The sequence below is a fragment of the Pontibacter rugosus genome (genome assembly GCF_042678745.1).
GTDB classification, from domain to species: Bacteria; Bacteroidota; Bacteroidia; order Cytophagales; family Hymenobacteraceae; genus Pontibacter; species Pontibacter rugosus.
The window spans coordinates 41,992-62,953 of record NZ_JBHTLD010000001.1 but is presented as its reverse complement, the minus strand read 5'-3'; the positions used below and the strand labels follow the sequence as shown (position 1 = coordinate 62,953).

Sequence of the window (20,962 nt, the reverse complement as noted above, 5' to 3'; positions counted from 1 at the left end):
TGTTTGGGGTTATTAGAGTGTACTTACTGTTTTGTTTTTAGCTGCTTTGGCTTCCACAACAAGTCTTATGATAAGCTCTTTTTCCAGCTCACCTAGCCAGCGCCCGCCACTGGAAGTAAGCAGCAGAAGGCCCACGTTCTGCTCCGGCACAAATACATAAGAACTTGCAAAGCCATCTAAGTCGCCGCCGTGCCCATAGCGTATTCCTCTTTCGTCTACATTCCGCACTAACCCAAAGCCATACTCTTTCTTGTCAGGTGTTGCACTGTTGGTTAGCACCAAAGGGCTCTGCTCCTCCGTTTGCCCCAGCATTCTGTACTCCTCTAGTTGCGCGGCCATCAACCTGGATAAATCTGCAACGCTGGAGTACACACCACCTGCCGATGTTAATTTACCCATAATAAAAGGCTTTGTCTCTATATCTCTGGCATCTTTTCGATAGGGCGTTGCCAGTAGCTCCTGCTGGTGCTCAGCTAGTTCGGTAGTGGTGTTGGTGAGTTGATAAGGCCTGGCGACATACTTCTCCAGCAGGGTTGCATAGCTTTGTCCGCTTGCCCGCTCGCAAATATACCCCACCAGGGCATACCCCATGTTCGAGTAGCTAAAGTCGGAGCCCGGTTCAAAGTCAAGTTCCAGTTCATCCAGGTCATTTAGCAGGTCCAGCTCCGTATAGGGAACAAGCATCGGGTCGCCATCAATGCGATGGTCACTTGGTGCTATTCCTGGTAACCCACTCTGGTGCTGCAGCAGGATTCTGAGCGTTACAGCTTGCAGTTTTTCTGAAGTTTGCTTGCTGAACACGTCCGGCAGGTAGTTAACTATACTTTCGTCTAAATCAAGCTTTCGCTCCAGCACCAGCCTGCTCACGATAATACCTGTCAGCATTTTGGTTTGAGAGCCGATCTGGTAAAGTGTATGCTCATCTGCAACTGCCTCACCTCCTCGCTTTTTTACACCAAAGCCTTCGCACAGCCACAACTCCCCATCACGAATAACGCCTACAGAAAGCGCCGGAATGTTATGTGCTTTCATCGCGCTGTCTATCTTACTGCGCATCCAGCTATCATCAAGACGAATGGATTGCGGTAGCCTTATACTTCCGCTGGTTGCGGCCTCCGCAGGTGTAGCTTGCTCAGTACTTTTGCAGGCAAGCAAGAGCAGCAGCGGAACAATTAGTAGCATAGCTTTTTTCATAGTTTGATCTTGAATGATATGCTAACTTACTAACCTGCCTATACTTTGCTGCACCCTGTTTATGAACAGCACTATTTCGTATCTGAACGACGACAACCAGAGGAACAGCACTACTTTAAACCAATAGCCTTGTGCCCTGCGTATGTTCTGATAAAGCACCACTTACCTTAACCTTAATCAGATGCCAGACAACAAAACAAACTCCTCCAACGGTCGCCCCGCCGTGTTGCTGTTCGATGTGAACGAAACCCTGCTCGACCTATCGGATATGCAGCAAGCGGTGAACAAAACCTTCGATAACGAACTGGCCTTTCATCTGTGGTTTGCGCTGCTCCTGGAGTATGCTCTGGTGGAGAATGTAACGGACCAGTACCACACGTTTAGTGAAGTAGGCCAAGCCGTGATGAAAATGACAGCAGAGAAGATCGGCCAAAACGTGCCAGAGGCAAAACTGAAGGAACTGGTGGAAATGGTGAATAAAACACAGCCGCACCCTGATGTTATCCCGGGGTTAAAGAAGCTCAAAGAGGCTGGCTTTAGGTTAGCTACACTTACCAACTCCCCGGCAAAATCAAGTATACCGCACCTCGAAAGCGTAGGACTAGCAGATTACTTCGAGGAAACCTTTAGTGTAGACAGCGTGAAGAAATTTAAACCGGCTAGCAGCCCCTACCAATATGCCGCAGACCAATTAGGGATCAAGCTTGACAACGTAATGATGGTGGCTGCACATGGCTGGGACATGGCCGGGGCCTTGCGTGCAGGCACACGAGCAGCCTTTATTTCCCGTCCCGGCCAGGCACTTTACCCTTTAGCTCCAAAACCCGAGTTGATAGCACCTACTATTTCAGATTTAGCAGATGAACTGGTGAAGATGAGCTAATATTATACTGTATCTATGTTGTCGATAGCTAGCAACCGGGATACAGTTTTTTCTTTTTATCAGTATCTTAAGTCCTCTGCTGGCCATCACTTCTGGCGCGAGTTTCCAACTCGTGTCTTATTATGGTGTTGAGTTTGTAACTCAACTGGCTTGCAAAGCCATACTTGCATAGCTTCTGCTATACTCGTTTCAACCATACTTGCTTAGCCACTTTCTGGCGCAAGCGTCCACTTGTGATTTTGATAGCCACTGCTTCCAGATTTTCAGCTAAGTCCCCTTTCTTGTTCTTAAGTGTGGGGGCACCTGCTTAGCTAAACCACAATATTTACACTTCCTTATTTACCCTCATCAGCAGGTTTTGCCTTGCTCTTGAAGCCAGAGGTTATTTCCTTCTCACAAGACATCAGAGCTTCGTAACCGTCTGTAGCCGGATCTGCCTTGCTGCCTTCTTTTACTATTTTCGCCTCTTCCATATCTGCTTTATGAAAAAAGTCTGTGTCAGTTGGGCCAGTAGTAGTTGAGTAATCATAACTCATTGTTGCGCCTGTTATCAGCGCGAATTTTTGTTTGTTTTCCATAGCTTTGATTGGTTACACTCACTATTGATCCTTAAAGACTTCAACAAGCCTTAGTTTAAAGACTGCAGCCTGTTTTTTGGCGCTTTCTCTGCAAACCTGCAATCGTACTTAATATTTCTTTTCCAGAATATCTACCCAAAGCTTATCTATTAGGCTGCAGCTCCCGTTTGTTTATAAAACGCCTTCACTACCGAAGGCAGCACCGATATTCTATACTTAACACTTGCGCTATGAAGAACACATGGGCTCTGAGCCTGTTGCTATGGATTACAACAACAAGCCTCTGCTGTGGACAAAGCATGAACAGAGATTCTGTGAATCAGATACTGAATCAAACCCCAGCATTTACCATATACAAAGACAACTACATAATTACCGGAACAACCATTGGAGAAAGTCCCAACGGCTCGAACTCCGATGCCAAGTACCAGATAAGCTTTAAGCACAGGTTATCCAATGCCTCTCTGCCACTAAATTCGTACCTGTTCCTGTCCTATACCCAGCTGGCTTTCTGGGATGTATACAACTGGTCCAGCCCCTTCGAGGAAATAAATTTTAACCCGGGCATCGGGTTAGGCAAGCTTCTTTTTAAAGATCAAAAGCTAATAGGGTCGCTGGCGCTGCAGGTAGAGCACGAATCGAACGGGCGGGATAGCATCTGGTCCAGAAGCTGGAACTATGCCTCCCTTAGCTACACCATGTTAGCTTCTCCAAAATCAATCCTACAGCTAAAGGCGTGGGTGCCCTTCTTTTATAAAACAGACAACCCTGACCTGATAGAGTATATAGGCTACGGAGAGGCCACCTACATCTGGGAAATAAAAGAAGATAAACTAGTGCTGGATATCAGGGGCCGCAAAGGCACGTCCGGCTGGAAGGGCAACCTGCAGACGCAACTAAGTTATAAGCCCTTTAAATCTGGCAATGCTTATGTAACCCTGCAATGGTACCAGGGCTACGCCGAAAACCTGATAGAGTATCAGCAGCGGAGCAGCATGCTCCGACTGGGAGTGGCCATAAAGCCTTCTACTTATTTGTTTTATTAAGTTAACCCTGAAACAGCATCTATATATAATGATGAATAACGTTAGGTGGCTCAAGACTATCTTATTTCTCTGTCTGCTTACAGTTATTGTTACTACCACGGCTGCACAAACTGTTACAGGCCCGCTGGGTGAGCAATTTTCCGCACGTGTGGTAGCAAAAGGACTAAGCGGCCCTTGGGAAATCACCTATGGCCCCGACAGCTTGCTATGGGTAACAGAATCTAAAGGATATACAGTAAGCCGCATTAACCCAAAGAATGGTAACAGGACTGTTTTACTTGACCTGAGCGGCAATAAGAACTTTCCGAGGTATGACACCATGCCCGAGGAGGTTAGCAAAGGAAAGCCCTGGCCCCAGGGAGGTTTGATGGGCCTTGCCCTGCACCCTCAGTTATTAACTGGTAAGCCTTATGTATACCTCTCTTACATTTATCATTTTGAAGGCGCAGAGGCAGAAGACAGTGGTGCTGCTCCTAACTATGGCGGCTACTTTTTTAAGACAAAACTTGTACGGTATACTTATGATGCCCAAAAGCAAACACTGCATACACCACAAATCCTCTGCGACACTATTCCGGGCAGTAACGACCATAATTCAGGCCGATTACTTATTGCCCCTGTAGGTGGCGAAGCCTATCTATTTTATACAGTAGGTGACATGGGTGCTGGACAGTATGACAATGCTGGCCGCCCAAACTTTGCACAACGCACCGACAAGTACGAGGGGAAAGTGCTGCGTTTTCAGTTAGAGCCAGATCAGGATGCCGGCACATACGACAAGTGGATTCCCAATGACAATCCTTTTAATTCGGACCGGCAAAATGCTGTATGGAGTTATGGGCACCGAAATGCACAAGGCCTGGCTTATGCTGTAGTAGGCAACAAAGGGCGCATTTATACAGCTGAACATGGCCCATTTTCCGATGATGAAATAAACATCATCCAGAAAGGAAAAAATTACGGACACCCACTAATCGTAGGGTACAACGATGGCAACTATAATGGCCTGGCAGCAGGTGCTACCTCCCATAGCAGCCTTCCCGGCCAATGGCACACCACCTATCCCTTTATCAAAAGCGAAAGCGCTAATGTAAGAGCCATAGGCGCTGAAAACTATCAGGACCCAATTCATAGCTTTTATCCTTCTTCTAATCAGTTCCTTCATGCTGTACTTGCCCGCACGAAGCAGGATAGTGAAGAAAAGCCGGAGTGGCCTGCCGTGGCTCCAAGTAGTATAGCCGTATATACGGCATCGGCTATACCTGGCTGGCAGAACTCACTGCTCGTTACAAGCCTGAAAGAAAAGCGCCTGGTCCGCCTGAAACTTAATGCCGCTGGTGATGGGCTTACTGGCGATACTCTCACCTACTTTAAAGCACCGGCACGTTACCGTGATGTTGCCCTGTCTATGGACGGGCGCAGCATTTTCCTGGCCATTGATAGCGTGCAGGCCTCCTCCGGACCATCAGAAGACGCAGATACCCAAGATCAGCAGAGCCAATGCAGTGGCTGCATAATAGCCTATACTTACCAACCTGCTTCGCATAGTAGCAACGAAACAAATCTTGTTCAACAGTTAAGAACTGCTGTGCAAAAGATGAACAAAAAACAGCAGCACACTATTAGGGCCAATCTGGCACCCGCACAAAGAAGGGCTTTTAACCTATTATTAATATCCGATTTAACGACAACAGAGGAGGCACAAGTGCGGCAAAATGCGTTGGAACTACAGCATGCGGTAAAACAGGTAAAGTAAAGCCTCACCATACTTTCAGATGATCTTAAGTTTTGTAGTATAAGTATAGAGCAGGTTCTTGAAAATGTTGGGATTGTGCCAGGTGCTGCTGATTTACGACACCGAAGCAACGTTCTGCTTAATCAGACTTGAAAACAATAAGCATTGCAGGCACTTATTTCCTCAGAAAGTGATGAGCATCATTTTAACTGGTCGATAGGAAAGGTTACTTGCAACACCTTATTAAAGACAAATAAAAACATGAAAATTAATTTACTTGCCCTTGCCGCCCTGTCCACATTATTTGCCTGTGGATCAGACTCTGCTGATGGTAACTATAACCGTGCTGCCAGCGACGAATTGATTGCTGAGCAGGTAGATGCCGATATTAAAACATCAACAGACAGCATCGCGAGAGCAACAGAAGAAGGGAAAATTCTGCATCCGCTGCCGGACACGCTGACAAAGCTGTTAGAAGAAAATCGACCGCAGGCACAGATAGCCACTTTAACAGACCAAGCAATGGCAAGTAAGCGCCTAAAGGTGGGAAATCCGGTGTTTCTCCGGGGAAATTTTAACGGAAACGCCTCGCTTGATTACGCTGTGCAAGTCCTGCAGAATGACTCTATTCACATCATAGCCTACCTTGATTACAGCAAACAAGCCCGTGAAGTAAAGGTAGCTAGTTATCCTGCTCAAAAGCTGAATACAGAGTTTTTCAGCACGTATCAGTTGCGACTGGCTCCACAAGATTCGCTGGTATTCGACAATCGTGCTCAAAAGCAAGTTCCGCTTAAAGCAGATGGCATCTCAGTGATCGGGGAAAACCTGACAACATTATATGTGCTGCAGCAGGGCCGCTTTGTACCTTTTGATGCGAAGAAGTAGCTCCGCTAAACAGGTATAAATGCACCGTACAGCTAGCTTGAGCTAAGCGGTAAGGCAGTGTGAGACTATCTGCAATCGGCAGGTACAGATTTGCTTCAGATTCATGCCGTTAGTTTGTAGTGTAGATTATTTTTTAACACAAAAAGCAAAGAAACATGAAAAAGATAGCAATAGCACTAGCCTTTGCAGGAGCTACATTTGCATCCGCTCAGGCGCAGGACGTAGACCAGAAAGATGTGCCGCAAGCAGTATCCAGTGCTTTAACGCAGCAGTATGCCAACGCCACCGACCTTGACTGGGAGATAGATGGTGCGAACTACGAAGCAGAGTTTGACATGAACCGCGTTGACCACACAGTTCTCATCGACCCATCGGGCAAAATTCTGATGAGCAAACGTGACATTATGCAAAAAGATCTGCCACAAGCGGTACAGTCAACTATCAGCCAAAGCTACAAAAGCATGCGCCTGGATGATATGGAACAGGTAGAGAAAGACGGACAGACGTACTACCAGGTAGAACTAGACCAGAAAGGGCAAGACAAGAAGCTTGTTTTCTCAGCCGATGGCAAAGAGGTAACAACTCCTGCTTATTGGGACTAATCCTTTAGATTATACTTTATCACAAAAGAGCCTGAAGCTGCGGTTTCAGGCTCTTTTGTTTTTAGCTGCCCTCGATTGTTATTTCGCTAGTTTGAGCGCAGCGGTATGGCAATTGGGGCAGCCAGTTTATACCTTGCGGAGGTATGGAGGGTGGATAGCGCCAGTTACAAACTGGCATCAAATAAAGCCACAAGTTGCGCTGACGCTAAACTTGCGGCATAAGGGTATAATTAACGCTACTATACTTATTGAAAGAACACGTCATCCTGCCACTTCTCAGGATTCGTCAGGACATAATTTTTATTCGGAAGTATAATTGTTCGTTTCGGATGATGTGGTCGTGAAAGGAGCGCTGCCAAGAGAATTCAGTTAAACCCGCTAAACGAATTTGTTTTGAGGCGGTGGTTTTATAGGCAGCAATCAGCTCTGACAGGGATTTGATTTTCTGTGATGAGTTAGCCGCGGCACCCGTTTCATCGTCAGGCCTTAGCGTGGACAGGTCCCGACCTGTCCCTACAATACTATCCCGGTCAATCTCCAGAATCCCATGCACGTGATTAGGCATCACTACAAAAGCATGTAAAATAACATACGAATACTGCTCAGCCAGCCAGTACCACTGTCTTTCAGCAATAAGGCCACATTTATTCAGTTGCATTTCTTCATTAACAACCTCTCCGAAAACACAAGCTTTATGTTGCACGCACGAAGTTACAAAGTATAAACTGTCACGGCTGTAGTCAAAACCCCGCAGCCTGTTAAGTTTCCGGTCGGGTCGTGTCATGCATTTGTATACGGCAATAATGTGCATTCTGTGTCTGATAATAATTTGCCCTGTAGGGACAGGTAGGGACAGGTCGCGACCTGTCCGCGCGATAGCTTGACGATGAAACAGGAAATGTTGGTGTGGCAGTATCTGATCCTGTTCATCCCATTATTATCCCGAAAATCCTGATTCAGATAGTATTTTAACACCGCCTGCCAATGTGCGCTCAAGCCAGATGCTGCGTAGTTAAATCCCGGAGCTCTGTCTGGAGTTCCTCTGCAAACGGCTCTAGCTTAAGCAGTGCTACCTCTTTCTTACTGTCCTGAGAGAGCAGAATTTTCGTATCGTCCTCTAGCCAAAGATAACCATCGAAAGAAGTTGAAACAGAGGAAGACCACGAATGCCTTGTAGACTGGTGAATAGTTCTATTCTTTTTCAGGAAGATACATTTCACGCCGGGGTAAGGCTCCTTAGGTCCTATTGTATAACCAACAATATTAGCTCCTATGCAGTATGTTCCTTTATAAAGATCGATTTCCAGGCACTTGAAGTAAAAAAATGGAAAAAGACCAGCAATAACTAAAGCCACTCCCGCTACAGGTTGTGTCAGAGTAATGTATGCTCCACCCACAGCTATTACCAACGCAGATACTTTAGTAAACATGCCTGCTGGCTCGGATAATCTGTAGCGAAGTATGTCTGTTTTCATTGGTACAAGGTATGCTTTTTCTTGTACCTTTTGTCAATATAAGGTAACCCTAAAGTATACTTGTTAATCATTTCCCGAATGAGTAATCATAACAGTTAAAGCGGGTACCAGCAAGCGCCGTACAGACACTGAAGTATAAGGCAGCGGTTGCACGCTACACCCCATCCTGTTCATCTATAAATCCTGCAAATCCTGATTCAGACAAAAAGCGCAACCTTCTCCTCCTCCTCCATGTTCTGTATAGAGAATTGATTATTTGTATCTTTGTGGAGAAGTAGCAGCAGAACACGGCCTGATCGGAAAGCCATGTGTTCTGCCTTTCCTGTTTTGTAATAGACCTGAATGAAAGTAAAAGATTTCCTAGAGCTTTACCGCCTCGATAGTGTAGTACAAACCCTTGCCCAGCGGCTGAAAGCAACCGAACCTTACCGTCTCCAGATCAAAGGTCTGGCGGGTAGCCAGGATGCTGTGCTAGCCTCGGCGGTTTATACCTTGAACTACGGGCACCAACTCTTTGTAATGCACGATAAAGAGGAGGCTGCTTATTTCTATACCGACCTTAAAAACCTGCTGGGCGAAGAGAAGGATATCCTGCTTTTCCCGACATCATACAAGCGTCCTTATAGCTTTGACGACACCGAAAACGCTAACATACTCATGCGCGCCGAGGTGCTCAACCGCCTGAACCAGAAAACCGGAAAAGGCGAGCTGATCGTGACGTACCCGGAGGCGCTGACCGAGAAGGTGATCAACAAAAAATCGTTGGTAGAGAACACGCTTGGGGCCAAGATAGGCGAGAAACTGGACACGGCTTTCCTGAGTGAGATGCTGGCTGAGTATGGCTTTGAGCGCACGGAGTTTGTGTATGAGGCAGGCCAGTATGCCGTGCGTGGTGGTATCGTGGATGTGTACTCGTACGCCAACGACCTACCTTATCGTATCGAGCTTTTCGGCGATGAAATCGAAAGTATACGCACCTTCGACCCCGATACACAGCTGTCTGTTGAGACGAAGAAAGCAATCTCGATTATACCTAACGTGCAGACCAAACTGCTACAGGAAACGCGTGAGGCATTTCTGGATTTTATTCCGGCAAACACCACGCTCTGGTTTAAGGACGTGCGCCTGACGCTGGATGTAATTGATGAATACTTCGACAAGGCATCGCATAACTTTGAGAAGATGCTCGCCAGCAGCGGCGGCACCCAGATTGTATCTGACCCGGAGCAGCTGTTCCAGACGCAAAAGCTTTTCAAGAAGCTACTCGATAAGTTTAACGTGGTAGAGATTGGCAAGCGCTTTCATTTTAAATCAGCCGAAGTCATACAACTACAGGCCAAGCCGCAGCCATCGTTCAACAAGGATTTTAAGCGGCTGGTTAAAGACCTGCACGAGCAGCAGGGTGCTGGTTTCGTGAATGTGATCGCTACGGATTCGCCGCGCCAGATTAACCGCCTGACGATGATCTTTGATGAGCTGGACCACGACGTGCGCTTTCAGCACCTGCCCGTTTCGCTGCGTGAGGGTTTCATCGACCAGACACTCAAAATAACCTGCTATACCGATCACCAGCTGTTTGACAGGTTCTACCAGCACAAGGCCAAAGAAGGGCATTCCAAGTCGAAGGCCATGACGCTGAAAGAACTGCGCTCACTGCAGCCCGGCGATTACGTAACGCACATGGATTATGGCATTGGCCGCTTTGCCGGATTGGAGAAAGTAGAGGTAGGCGGGCGTTTGCAGGAGGCTATCCGGTTGGTGTACCGAGATGATGATTTGCTGTACGTGAGTATACATGCGCTGCACAAGATCAGCAAGTATAGCGGCAAAGAAGGTGGTCCGCCAAGTATGAGTAAGCTGGGCTCGCCGGAGTGGGAGAACAAGAAGAAGAAAGTTAAGAGCAAGGTTAAAGACATTGCGCATGAGCTCATCAGCTTGTATGCCAAGCGCAAGGCCGCACCTGGCTATGCCTATACCCGCGACGGCTTCTTACAGGCCGAACTGGAGTCGTCGTTTATTTATGAGGATACCCCAGACCAAGGCAAAGCAACCGAAGACGTGAAAGCCGACATGGAGCAACCGCACCCAATGGACAGGCTGGTTTGTGGCGACGTGGGTTTTGGTAAAACAGAAATTGCTATTCGTGCGGCCTTCAAAGCAGCCTGCGACGGCAAACAAGTAGCCATACTAGTGCCTACCACTATTCTGGCCATGCAGCACTACCGCACCTTCCGCGACCGCCTGGAGCAGTTTCCGGTAACAGTGGATTATGTAAACCGCTTTAAAACAGCCAAGGATACCAAAGACACTTTAAAGCGTGTGGCTGAAGGCAAAATCGATATCCTGATTGGTACGCACCGCATTGTGAGCAAAGATGTGAAGTTTAAGGACCTTGGTTTAATGATTATAGATGAGGAGCAGAAATTTGGGGTGAAGACAAAGGAGAAGCTGCGGGAGATGAAGATAAACGTGGATACGCTCACGCTTACGGCTACGCCCATTCCGCGCACGCTGCACTTCTCGCTGATGGGTGCCCGCGACCTTTCTGTTATCGCCACACCACCGCCAAACCGCCAACCGGTAAAAACGGAGCTGCACGTATTCGACGAGGCACTGATTCGGGATGCCATCGTGTATGAGATGAAGCGCGGCGGCCAGGTGTTCTTTGTACACAACCGCATCAAAGACATCGAGGAGATTGCCGCTATGATTCTGCGCCACGTACCGGACTGCAAAGTAACCTATGCCCACGGGCAGATGGAACCGGAGAAGCTAGAGAAACGCATGATGAAGTTTGTGAACGGGGAGTATGATGTGCTGGTGAGCACCAACATCATTGAGTCTGGGCTGGACATCGAGAACGCCAATACCATCATCATCAACCGGGCACACATATTCGGTTTATCAGACCTGCACCAGATGCGTGGCCGAGTAGGCCGATCAAACAAAAAAGCATACTGCTACTTGCTAACACCACCTGTAGCAGGCTTACCATCGGATGCACGCAAGCGCCTAAGCACGCTTGAAGAATTTTCTGACTTGGGCGAAGGCTTCAAGATTGCCATGCGCGACCTGGATATTCGCGGGGCGGGTAACCTGCTGGGTGGCGAGCAAAGCGGTTTCATCACCGACCTTGGTTTTGAAATGTACCACCAGGTGCTGGACGATGCTATCAAAGAATTGAAAGAAACAGAATTCCGAGAGTTATTTTTGGGTGATAACCTGGAGCAATTTATTGAGCCGGTTCGCGAATGTAGCATTGAAACGGATATGGAGGTGCTGATCCCGGACTGGTATGTAAGTAACATATCAGAACGCCTGAACCTCTACAGCAAATTAGACAGCACCAAAGACCTGCAGGAGCTGGAGAAACTGCGTGCAAGTATAGTAGACAGGTTCGGGCCGCTGCCAGAAACGGTACAGCAACTGGTGGAGATCGTGAAGCTGCGCTGGCAGGCACAGCAATTGGGCTTCGAGAAGCTCACCATCAAGAAAGAAGTGATGAAAGGCTATCTGCCAAGCGAGAACAACGACAAATACTTCCAGTCTGATGTGTTTGGCAATATCCTGAAGTATGTGCAGCAGCACTCACGCAAGTCGCGCCTGAAAGAGGCCAAGAGCAAGCTGATCGTGATTGTGGAGGATATCCAAAGTATAGCAGATGCCAAAGAGGTATTTGAAGGGCTGGGAATAGCAGCAGCTACCTCCGCGTAGCTCATCTTGCAGGGGAAAATAAACTACCGCAAGGTTTCATCTTGTGGTTGAAATAGGGAAAGCTTTTAGCTTTTGTGGCAGATTTTGAGGCCCGCATATCCACGCATTTGAAAACTTGTCCCATGAAAAGCTACAAGTTGAAAAATGAAGCAGTATGTTGAGAAGTTAGAGGCTTTTTCCCATACAAGATTAGCCGCTTAGGGCTCGATAGACTGTAGGAACCCTAACTATTCATAACGCAGACTTCTTTCCGAAAGAGGTCTGCGTTATAGTTTTAACAGGATTGTCAAATTAAAAATATAATCCTATCTTCAAGCCTAGCGCTAAATACCTACAGTACTATCCCCCAGTTACCACTATGCCACAAAGAGACTCAAACTTAGCTGCTATGCTTGGCAGTATATTCCATTTGCTGCCAGGGCTATACCTGGTCATGACGCCAGACCTGGTTATACAGCACGCCACAGATGCTTACCTGAAAGCTACCCTCGCTTTCCGTGAAAACCTCATTGGCCGCTACTTTTTCGAGGTATTTCCAAACAACCCCTCCACGCCAGACCTAGACTCTGCTCATAATTTTGAACTGTCGCTGCAATATGTGCTGGAGCATAAGCAGGAGCATACCATGGCCGTACTTCGATATGATATCCCACGCCCGCAAAGCAGTGGAGGAGGCTTTGAGGAACGCTACTGGAGCCCTATATCCAGGCCAATACTAGATGATGCAGGTAACCTGCTCTACATTTTACACGAAGCCAGAGACATAACCAAAGAAGTATTAAACGAGCAGGAGCACCTTCATAACCAGGAGCGTTTGTACATGCTCACAGACGCCTTGCATGCCGTATCGTGGGAGTATGATATCATACGCAACAAAATGACCTGGGGCAAAGGCTTGCAAGAATTTTTTGGCTATACGCCTGAGGAAATGGGCAGTGGAGGCGAGTCTTGGGACATGCGGGTACACCCGTCCGATTTTGACGAAGTACAAAAGGGTATACAGCAAGCTACCAGGAGTGGCAATAGGATATGGTCTGGCGAGTACCGCTTCAGAAAGGCTGACGGCACTTATGCACCTGTATTAGACCAGGGCTATATTATATATGACGCCATGGGCAACCCTATCCGCACCATTGGCTCTATCATAGATTTATCCAGAAGCAAACGATTTGAGGAAGACCTTCAGGCAAGCGACGCCCGCTTCTGGCATATGCTGGAAGTACTCCCGCATATGGCATGGATAGCTGATACAACAGGTCGCCTTATTTATTTTAATGAAAACTGGTACAACTACACGGGCATGAAGGCAGGCCAGGTAGATGGCTGGATTAATGCTGTGCATCCAGAAGACTCTGCTCAACTTCTGTCTACCTGGCAAGAGACTACTAAAAACGGTGATTTCTTTGAAATGGAATATCGCATCAAAAGCAAGGTAACAGGTGAATACCGCTGGTTTCTAGATCGTGGCGCACCAATGCTTGATGAGCAGGGGAAGACAAAGCTTTGGATTGGGTCTTATACTGATATAGACGACCAGAAAACAGCCCTCAACCAGGTGATCTTAAAAGACCAGTACCTTGAAAAGGTTTTAAATGCCTCTCCTGCACACCTATGCCTGCTGGAGGGGCCTCAGCACATTTGCCGCTACATCACCCCAGGGTTTCATAAACTGTATGGCAACCGGCAGTACATCGGCAGGCCAGCTAAAGAAATCTGGCCCGAGCTCCAAATCACGCCATTTGCAGAAAGGCTGGAACAAGTATATACTCAATCGGCCACTATAGCTGTAGAAGAGTTTGAATTAGCGTTTGACAGGCATTTGAATGGAGGAAAAGAAAACGCGTATTTTAATATCAAATATCACCCATTGCTAAACAATGAAGGCAGTGCCGAAGGCGTTTTGATTTCAGCGGTAGAAGTAACAGAACTGGTGCATATGAGAAAAAAAGCTGAACAGTTGGCAGCAGAGCTGCAAAAAAAACATTAAACACCTTCTCAAAAGCACAACACTTTATGAAAGAGCCATCATTTGGCAGCGTTTCAGCTGAGCTTTGTGCTAAGATATACTTGTTTTACAACACAAATCAAAAGAGAGGGTTATCTTTGCGCCATGGAGAAAGAGCACGCTACCTTGAGCCAACTAAGCTACAAAAGTCTATTCAGGGTGCTCCCCGGCTCTTTCCTCGTATTGAGTCCCGATTATATAATTGTGGAAGCCAGTGAGCATTATCTTAAAACAACACAAAAAGCAGATTCAGCTATTATAGGGCGGCCTCTGCTAGAGGTTATTTTCGAAAACCCAGCTTCAGGGCATGCTAAATCAAGAGAAGTACTATTACATTCTCTGCAGCATGTTGTTACGCATAAAACCGCCCACACTATAGATGTTATCCGGCATGATGTGCAAACTGCCAGCGGCACCCTTGAGGAGCGCTACTGGACTTTCAGTAATGTACCAGTGCTTGGTGCCCAAAAGGAGATAGCGTACATACTGCATGAAGTGCGTGACATAACGGAAAGTATCAAAAAAGACCAGGCAGCTGCTACAGCACAGCATAAGCTTTGGCTTATGACAGAAGCTACCGGGGGTACTGTTTGGGAGATAGACCTGCTCCAGCAGAAAATCAAATGGAGCGAGTCGTACAAAACAGTTTTTGGCTATGCCGATAAAGATCTGGAAACAGATTTGGATAAACGAAACCAACACATACTTCCGGAAGATTTACCTGAAGTGCTTGCCGCTCTTGATGCAGTTATCACTAACAAGCAAAAGGTATGGAGCCTTAAGTACCGCTATCGTAAAGCAGACGGCACTTATACACAGGTGATAGATTATGGCTGCGTTATTTGCAACGATCAGCAAGATAAGCCCAGCCGCATGATTGGCTCCATAGTAGACGCAGGTTCGCAGCAAGAGTATGAAAAGGAGCTATTGGAAATTAACCAACGTTTCCAGCGCATTGCCATGGCCACCAATGATGTTATCTGGGACTGGAACCTAAAAGATGACTCTATCTGGTGGAACGAGGGCTTTAAAACACTTTTTGGATATGCCGAAGAAGAGATAGAGGATACTGCTATATCCTGGACCAACCGCATTCACCCAGATGATTTACAACGGGTAAAATCTTCTATCCATCAGGTAATAGACAGCGGTGAGACCAATTGGGAGGATGAGTACCGTTTCCGGTGCGCCGATGGCACTTATAAATTGGTGCATGACAGGGGCTACGTTATACACGACCAGCAGCACACTGCCAAACGCATGATTGGTGCCATGCTGGATATTACCGAGAAAAGACGGATTGAACAGCAGTTGAAAGAAAGCACTGCGCAAACCAAACAGATACTGGAGTCGCTTCCGCTCATGACCTGGACCGCCCTTCCAAGCGGAGACCTCAATTACTATAGCCAAAGATGGTACGACTATACAGGATCTAACTTTGAGCAGATGCAGGCTTGGGGCTGGAACAAGTACATACACGCTGACGATATAGAAAACACGACAGAGCTTTGGTTAAAATCCATCGGCACCGGAGAACCCCTTCTGCTGGAGAATAGATTCAGATCAGCAGATGGTGCCTACAGGTGGTTTCTGGTGCGCGCTTTGCCTATCCGCGATAGTCAGGGAAATATTACCCAGTGGGTTGGCTCGCATACCGATATAGAAGATCATAAGCAGATGTTGCTGGCTCTGGAAGATAGCAACAATAAGTTCCGCTTTCTTACAGAATCCATTCCACAGCTTGTCTGGACAGCTACACCGGATGGTGTTCAGGATTATTATAACCAACGCTGGTATGATTACACCGGCATAACAAAACAGCATGCTGTGCATTTTAACTGGGCGGATTTGCTGCACCCGGACGATCGGGCACGTGTTACAAGTCGTTGGGAGCACTCCGTAAAAACAGGTGAGTACTATGAAGCCGAATACCGGATACAAAACACGACAAGTGGCAGTTTCCGCTGGTTTCTGGTACAAGCCGTGCCTATGCGCGATGATCAGGATTGTATTACGAAATGGTTCGGAACCTGCACCGATATCGAAGACCATAAACTGGCAGAAGAAGAACTGGTGGAAAAAAATCTGGAGCTGGAGCGCATTAACCAGGATCTGGATAGCTTTGTATACACCGCATCGCATGACCTGAAGTTGCCCATTATCAATATGGCAGGTATTTTTGAAGAACTCGTTCGTGATGCGGACTTCAAAGACCCTGATGCTCCGAAACTTATTGAGCTTTTTAGCCGCTCCTTTAAGCAATTGCACACTACTATACATGATTTAGGTGAGGTGGTACGCGTTCAGAAGTCTAAGGCGCGCCAGTTAGAGTGGCTGAACCTGCAGGAAACAACAGATGATGTTCTAGAAAGCGTGCAAGACATTATAAAAGACACAGGTGCCACTATTATTTGTGATTTTTCAGAGATGCCGTCAGTTCCCTTTTCAAGGTCAAACTTGAAAAGCATCATCTATAACTTAATAACAAACGCACTTAAATACCGCGCTCCTGATCGTGCACCGAACATAGAACTGCGCTCAGCACTAAAGGGCAATTACATCGAACTGCAAGTCAAAGACAACGGCCTGGGCCTGGATCTGAGCAGGCAGCAAAGCAAACTTTTTCAGATGTTTAAGCGCTTCCACAACCATGTGGAAGGTTCAGGCTTAGGCCTGTATATTGTAAATAGGTTACTTACCAACCATAAAGGCTATATTCATGTCGAGAGTGAGCTAAACAAAGGCACTACCTTTTCCCTTTACTTTAAAAACAACAAAGCGTAAGCTAACAATCAGAAGATATTACATATGAAACCGCTGAACACGATACTGCTGATCGATGACGACGAAACTACGAATTACCTGAACCATCGCTTGCTCACGCGCCTGGAAGTTGCGCCTGACATACGAGTAGTAACAAACGGAGAAGAGGCTTTAAGCTACCTCCGGTATGCATTTGGAGGAAACGAAGATTATCCTTACCCAGACCTTATACTTGTGGACATTAAAATGTCGGTAATGGATGGGTTTGAGTTCCTTGAAGAGTACCAGGAGTACCCGCAGGAGCAAAAAGACAAAACGGTATTGCTTATGCTAACATCTTCTGCCAGCTTCTACGATCTGGAAAAACTAAAGCAATTTCCGGATGTACGCCAGCATTACTCCAAGCCTTTAACGGAAGGTGATGTTCGTGACATTCTGGAAACATACTTTTAATATACCTGCATCCTAAACTATGGCAGCGGCATTCCTAATAAGGTGTGCCGCTGTTACTTTGTAGCTACCGCTTGTTAACTATAGGTGTCGGAATACCGTAAACATAAACCTATCCCCCTCATGGGGTTTAGCAATTGTGAAACACCTAAATCAAAATAAAGCTATGGCAAACAAAGAAATGAACCTAAACGGCAGAAATGGTGAAAACCACCAGATAGGCCGCGACTTATATCAGAGAGATCAACAAATCCGAAATAACAACAACCGCAGCGGGCACGAGGAAGACCGACGCTGGGGCGAAGGCAATTATTTCCATACCGGGCCAAGCCCGCGTGGTGCCCAAGACCGCGATAACGACAACTACCGCAGAGGCGGCGCCAGCAACAGTTCTTATAACCAGGGACAAAACGCCCACCTGAACGACCATTATGGCAGCCGATCTGGCAGTGCTTACCGCAACGAGCGCTCATACATAAACCACGGCGACCGTGGCAACCAGTACAAGCACGACGAAAGCCACAGCATGCGCAGACCACACTCTCCGGGTGGTGCGCTGGAAGGTAATCATAACGACTTCAACGATCGCAACAGTGACCCGTGGCGTGAGGGCCCAGGTACCGGAAGCCGCTACAAAGAAGATGATTACCGTTATGGCAGCGGCTCACACAACTGGTACAGAGAAAACCGCTATACACCAGATCATGAAGAAAACCGCAGTCGTTACGGCAGTAATAGCTCGAATGATGACCGAGGTTTTGTGGATCGGGTAAAAGATACATGGAACGACATCTGGCACTCAGACGACAGAGATTATCATTCACAAAATCGTCATACATCGCCAGAAGATAACATCAGCTCAAGAGAGCGCCATGGCTCTGAAGCCTACCGCAACCGCAGCTACGACAAAGGACTTGAAGGAGGGCCGCGTTGGGCTGATGAGGTAGATTCAGGACACGATGATTACTACAACAACACGAACAGAAACCAACGCTACAGACGCTAAAAACGTATACCTTTTCAGATTAGGTAGAATTGGCAGTAGATAGATTTAATACAAATGAAAGCAAAGCCGGCAGTAGTGCCGGCTTTGCTTTTTTGCTTTATTATGCTTATCTTAAAAAGGAACCTCCTGATTATCACATCGTACATATAAAAGGCTTCGGCCTGACCGGGAGGCACATGTACACCATTTAACTAAATATAAGATGCAGCACGAAGAGCACGACCAAAGACACCCGCACCATTGGGAGCAGCAACGACACCGCAGAGATCAGCAGCGGCCAATGCACCCACAGCACCAAGATAATTTCAATGATTTTGGTAGTCGCTGGGGAGAACCTGTCACACCTCTGAACCAGCATCAGCAAGATGACTGGCAACCACGCCGCGCAGATCGCTTTAGACAGGAAGGCAACTATCGTCAGGAGGAGTGGCGGCCTAATGAGCAAGACCACCGTCGCCAGCAACCGCCTCATAATTTCAGACATGAGCAGCACCATGAGCCTATGTGGCGCCAGCGCGATGTTCACTTTGACCCAAGTAACCAACGCGTAGAAGACCGTTGGTCCGAAGACCCGACTATGCCACACCCACGCCAACGCCCGCCCCGCCATTACGATGGCTTCTGGCAGGACTATGAAGATTAAATTTTACCTAATAATAAAAGCCGGTTTCCCGGCTTTCGTTTTTTACGCCCTGTATACTTTACCTTTATACTACCAGCCTTTTCTAATGCACAGGTTTATACTTGCCGCACATGCATTCTGCTTTCCATACTTAGTTATACTTGGTAACTTGCAAAAATGGAGGCATTGGAGAGTTTACTGGAGCAGGTGCGCGCCTGCCGTATATGCGAAGAGCACCTGCCACTGGGCCCGCGCCCGGTGCTAACAGCCAGCAGCACTGCAAAACTGCTGATTGTCGGGCAGGCACCCGGCACAAAAGTACATGCCAGCGGTATTCCCTGGAATGACCAGAGCGGGAAGCGCCTTCGGCAATGGCTGGGGCTGGAACCGGAAGTGTTTTACGATGCAAGTAAGGTAGCTATCATTCCTATTGGCTTCTGCTACCCAGGCAAAGGCAAGAGCGGCGATCTGCCTCCACGCCCGGAGTGTACCCGGCACTGGCACCAGCGTCTGCTCGCAAATTTACCTGCTGTTGAGCTCACTTTACTGGTCGGTAAGTACGCGCAGGATTACTTTTTAGGTGCCAAAGCAAAACCATCGCTTACCGAAACGGTTACCAATTGGCACCAGTACCTGCCACAGTATATGCCCATGCCACATCCATCTCCGTTAAATCAGTTTTGGCTACGTCGCAACCCTTGGTTTGAAGCCGACGCAGTACCCTATGTGCAGCAACTGGTGCATAACATAATTTAGAAAAACTTGTATATTGGTTTTCCGTTGCAAGAAAATGCCCTATGCTACGCACTACCTATATGATCAACTACCCTAGCAGCAAACTACCTGATATTGGCTCGAGCATCTTTACTGTTATGTCATCGCTGGCCGCTGAACATAAAGCCATCAACCTGTCTCAGGGCTTCCCGGATTTTAATTGCCCTGAGCCACTCATACAGTTGGTGAGCAAGTATATGCAGGCAGGCTTCAACCAGTATGCACCCATGACCGGTATGCCGCAACTGCGCCATAAAATCAGCCTGAAAACAGACAAGATGTATGGTTACTGCCCAAACCCCGAAACGGAAGTTACAGTTACCAGTGGTGCCACAGAAGCGCTGAATGCGGCCATTACAGCTGTAGTAAAACCAGGTGATGAAGTAGTGCTGCTGGAGCCCTGCTACGATAGTTATGCGCCTGTGATTCGCTTATGTGGAGGCTCCCCTATTTACGTGCCGCTGGCCCTGCCAAACTTTTCTGTAGACTGGGACCACGTGAAGCGCCGCATCTCGTCGCGCACCCGCATGATCATCATCAACACACCGCACAACCCTACGGGCGCCGTCATGTCGAAGCATGACATGGATACGCTGGCCAATTTAATTGAGGGCACAGACATTCTGGTACTGAGCGACGAAGTATACGAGCACATGGTATTTGACGGGCAGCAGCACTATAGCGTACTGCAGCACCCACAGCTGCGTGAGCGTAGCTTTGTAGTTTCCTCCTTCGGGAAAACCTACCATATCACTGGCTGGAAAATTGGCTATGCCGTGGCTCCGGCTCAGCTCACAAGCGAGCTGCGCAAGATGCACCAGTTTATCACGTTTAGTTCTCCTACTCCGCTGCAATTAGCTATCGCTGATTTTATGGAGGAAGAAAAACACTACCTGGAGCTACCCAACTTTTACCAGGCCAAACGAGATCTTTTTGCAGCACAGCTTAAGAACACCCGCTTTGAGTTTATACCATCGGCAGGCACTTATTTTCAGCTTGTAAAGTATGACAGTATAACGCAGGAGTTTGACCAGGACTTTGCCAAGCGCTTAACCACTGAAACCGGTGTGGCAGCTATTCCAGTATCGGCATTCTATCATGATAAAACTGACAACAAATACTTGCGCTTCTGCTTTGCCAAAAGCGAGGAAACATTGCAAGCAGCCGGGGAGAAATTGGCAAAAGTATAATTCACTTCTGTTGTTTGCAGGCATGAGAGCAATGGCT

The 20,962-nt window shown here is 47.4% G+C and carries 17 protein-coding genes; 13 read left to right on the top strand and 4 right to left on the bottom strand.

The window, feature by feature from the left end; all coding sequences use genetic code 11:
* Positions 1-12 precede the first annotated feature (12 nt).
* Positions 13-1,194, bottom strand: coding sequence for a serine hydrolase domain-containing protein (locus ACFQ2O_RS00255; protein WP_377521948.1), 1,182 nt, complete (start codon positions 1,192-1,194; stop codon positions 13-15).
* A 181-nt stretch (positions 1,195-1,375) separates the two neighbouring features.
* On the opposite strand from ACFQ2O_RS00255, the gene ACFQ2O_RS00250 reads away from it, so the two are divergent.
* Complete coding sequence (locus ACFQ2O_RS00250; RefSeq protein WP_377521947.1) at positions 1,376-2,077, top strand: haloacid dehalogenase type II; 702 nt, start codon at positions 1,376-1,378, stop codon at positions 2,075-2,077.
* A gap of 335 nt (positions 2,078-2,412) precedes the next feature.
* Here the strand turns inward: ACFQ2O_RS00250 and ACFQ2O_RS00245 are convergent, their stop codons facing one another.
* On the bottom strand, positions 2,413-2,655 hold the full coding sequence (locus ACFQ2O_RS00245; protein ID WP_377521946.1) for a hypothetical protein: 243 nt from the start codon (positions 2,653-2,655) through the stop codon (positions 2,413-2,415).
* Between the two features lie 299 nt (positions 2,656-2,954).
* Here ACFQ2O_RS00245 and ACFQ2O_RS00240 point away from each other — a divergent pair, with 299 nt between their 5' ends.
* The 4 genes from ACFQ2O_RS00240 to ACFQ2O_RS00225 all read left to right on the top strand — a co-directional run bounded on the left by ACFQ2O_RS00240 (position 2,955) and on the right by ACFQ2O_RS00225 (position 6,926).
* Positions 2,955-3,701, top strand: coding sequence for a phospholipase A (locus ACFQ2O_RS00240; protein ID WP_377521943.1), 747 nt, complete (start codon positions 2,955-2,957; stop codon positions 3,699-3,701).
* 28 nt (positions 3,702-3,729) lie between these two features.
* On the top strand, positions 3,730-5,457 hold the full coding sequence (locus tag ACFQ2O_RS00235; RefSeq protein WP_377521942.1) for a PQQ-dependent sugar dehydrogenase: 1,728 nt from the start codon (positions 3,730-3,732) through the stop codon (positions 5,455-5,457).
* A 240-nt stretch (positions 5,458-5,697) separates the two neighbouring features.
* Positions 5,698-6,324 carry a hypothetical protein gene (locus ACFQ2O_RS00230; RefSeq protein WP_377521941.1) on the top strand — a complete coding sequence of 209 codons (627 nt, stop codon included), beginning with the start codon at positions 5,698-5,700 and terminating at the stop codon, positions 6,322-6,324.
* 155 nt (positions 6,325-6,479) lie between these two features.
* Positions 6,480-6,926, top strand: coding sequence for a PepSY-like domain-containing protein (locus ACFQ2O_RS00225; RefSeq protein ID WP_377521939.1), 447 nt, complete (start codon positions 6,480-6,482; stop codon positions 6,924-6,926).
* Positions 6,927-7,212: 286 nt separating this feature from the next.
* Here the strand turns inward: ACFQ2O_RS00225 and ACFQ2O_RS00220 are convergent, their stop codons facing one another.
* Both ACFQ2O_RS00220 and ACFQ2O_RS00215 read right to left on the bottom strand, forming a co-directional pair.
* Positions 7,213-7,710 (bottom strand): transposase, encoded by a 498-nt coding sequence (locus tag ACFQ2O_RS00220; protein ID WP_377521938.1) that lies wholly within the window; start codon positions 7,708-7,710, stop codon positions 7,213-7,215.
* Positions 7,711-7,918: 208 nt separating this feature from the next.
* Positions 7,919-8,401 (bottom strand): hypothetical protein, encoded by a 483-nt coding sequence (locus ACFQ2O_RS00215; RefSeq protein ID WP_377521936.1) that lies wholly within the window; start codon positions 8,399-8,401, stop codon positions 7,919-7,921.
* A 342-nt stretch (positions 8,402-8,743) separates the two neighbouring features.
* On the opposite strand from ACFQ2O_RS00215, the gene mfd reads away from it, so the two are divergent.
* The 8 genes from mfd to ACFQ2O_RS00175 all read left to right on the top strand — a co-directional run bounded on the left by mfd (position 8,744) and on the right by ACFQ2O_RS00175 (position 20,925).
* A complete protein-coding gene (gene mfd, locus ACFQ2O_RS00210) occupies positions 8,744-12,115 on the top strand; it encodes a transcription-repair coupling factor (protein ID WP_377521935.1) in 3,372 nt (1,123 codons plus the stop codon).
* A gap of 358 nt (positions 12,116-12,473) precedes the next feature.
* The gene (locus ACFQ2O_RS00205; protein WP_377521934.1) at positions 12,474-14,102 is read left to right on the top strand and encodes a PAS domain-containing protein; all 1,629 of its coding nucleotides are present in this window, start codon (positions 12,474-12,476) and stop codon (positions 14,100-14,102) included.
* Between the two features lie 123 nt (positions 14,103-14,225).
* A complete protein-coding gene (locus tag ACFQ2O_RS00200) occupies positions 14,226-16,904 on the top strand; it encodes a PAS domain-containing protein (RefSeq protein WP_377521933.1) in 2,679 nt (892 codons plus the stop codon).
* Between the two features lie 24 nt (positions 16,905-16,928).
* Positions 16,929-17,336, top strand: a complete 408-nt coding sequence (locus ACFQ2O_RS00195) for a response regulator (RefSeq protein WP_377521932.1) — start codon at positions 16,929-16,931, stop codon at positions 17,334-17,336.
* Between the two features lie 163 nt (positions 17,337-17,499).
* Positions 17,500-18,339, top strand: a complete 840-nt coding sequence (locus ACFQ2O_RS00190) for a hypothetical protein (protein WP_377521931.1) — start codon at positions 17,500-17,502, stop codon at positions 18,337-18,339.
* A gap of 202 nt (positions 18,340-18,541) precedes the next feature.
* Positions 18,542-18,982 carry a hypothetical protein gene (locus ACFQ2O_RS00185; RefSeq protein WP_377521929.1) on the top strand — a complete coding sequence of 147 codons (441 nt, stop codon included), beginning with the start codon at positions 18,542-18,544 and terminating at the stop codon, positions 18,980-18,982.
* Between the two features lie 156 nt (positions 18,983-19,138).
* The gene (locus ACFQ2O_RS00180; protein WP_377521927.1) at positions 19,139-19,717 is read left to right on the top strand and encodes a uracil-DNA glycosylase family protein; all 579 of its coding nucleotides are present in this window, start codon (positions 19,139-19,141) and stop codon (positions 19,715-19,717) included.
* A gap of 59 nt (positions 19,718-19,776) precedes the next feature.
* A complete protein-coding gene (locus tag ACFQ2O_RS00175; RefSeq protein WP_377521958.1) occupies positions 19,777-20,925 on the top strand; it encodes a methionine aminotransferase in 1,149 nt (382 codons plus the stop codon).
* The last annotated feature ends 37 nt before the right edge of the window (positions 20,926-20,962 follow it).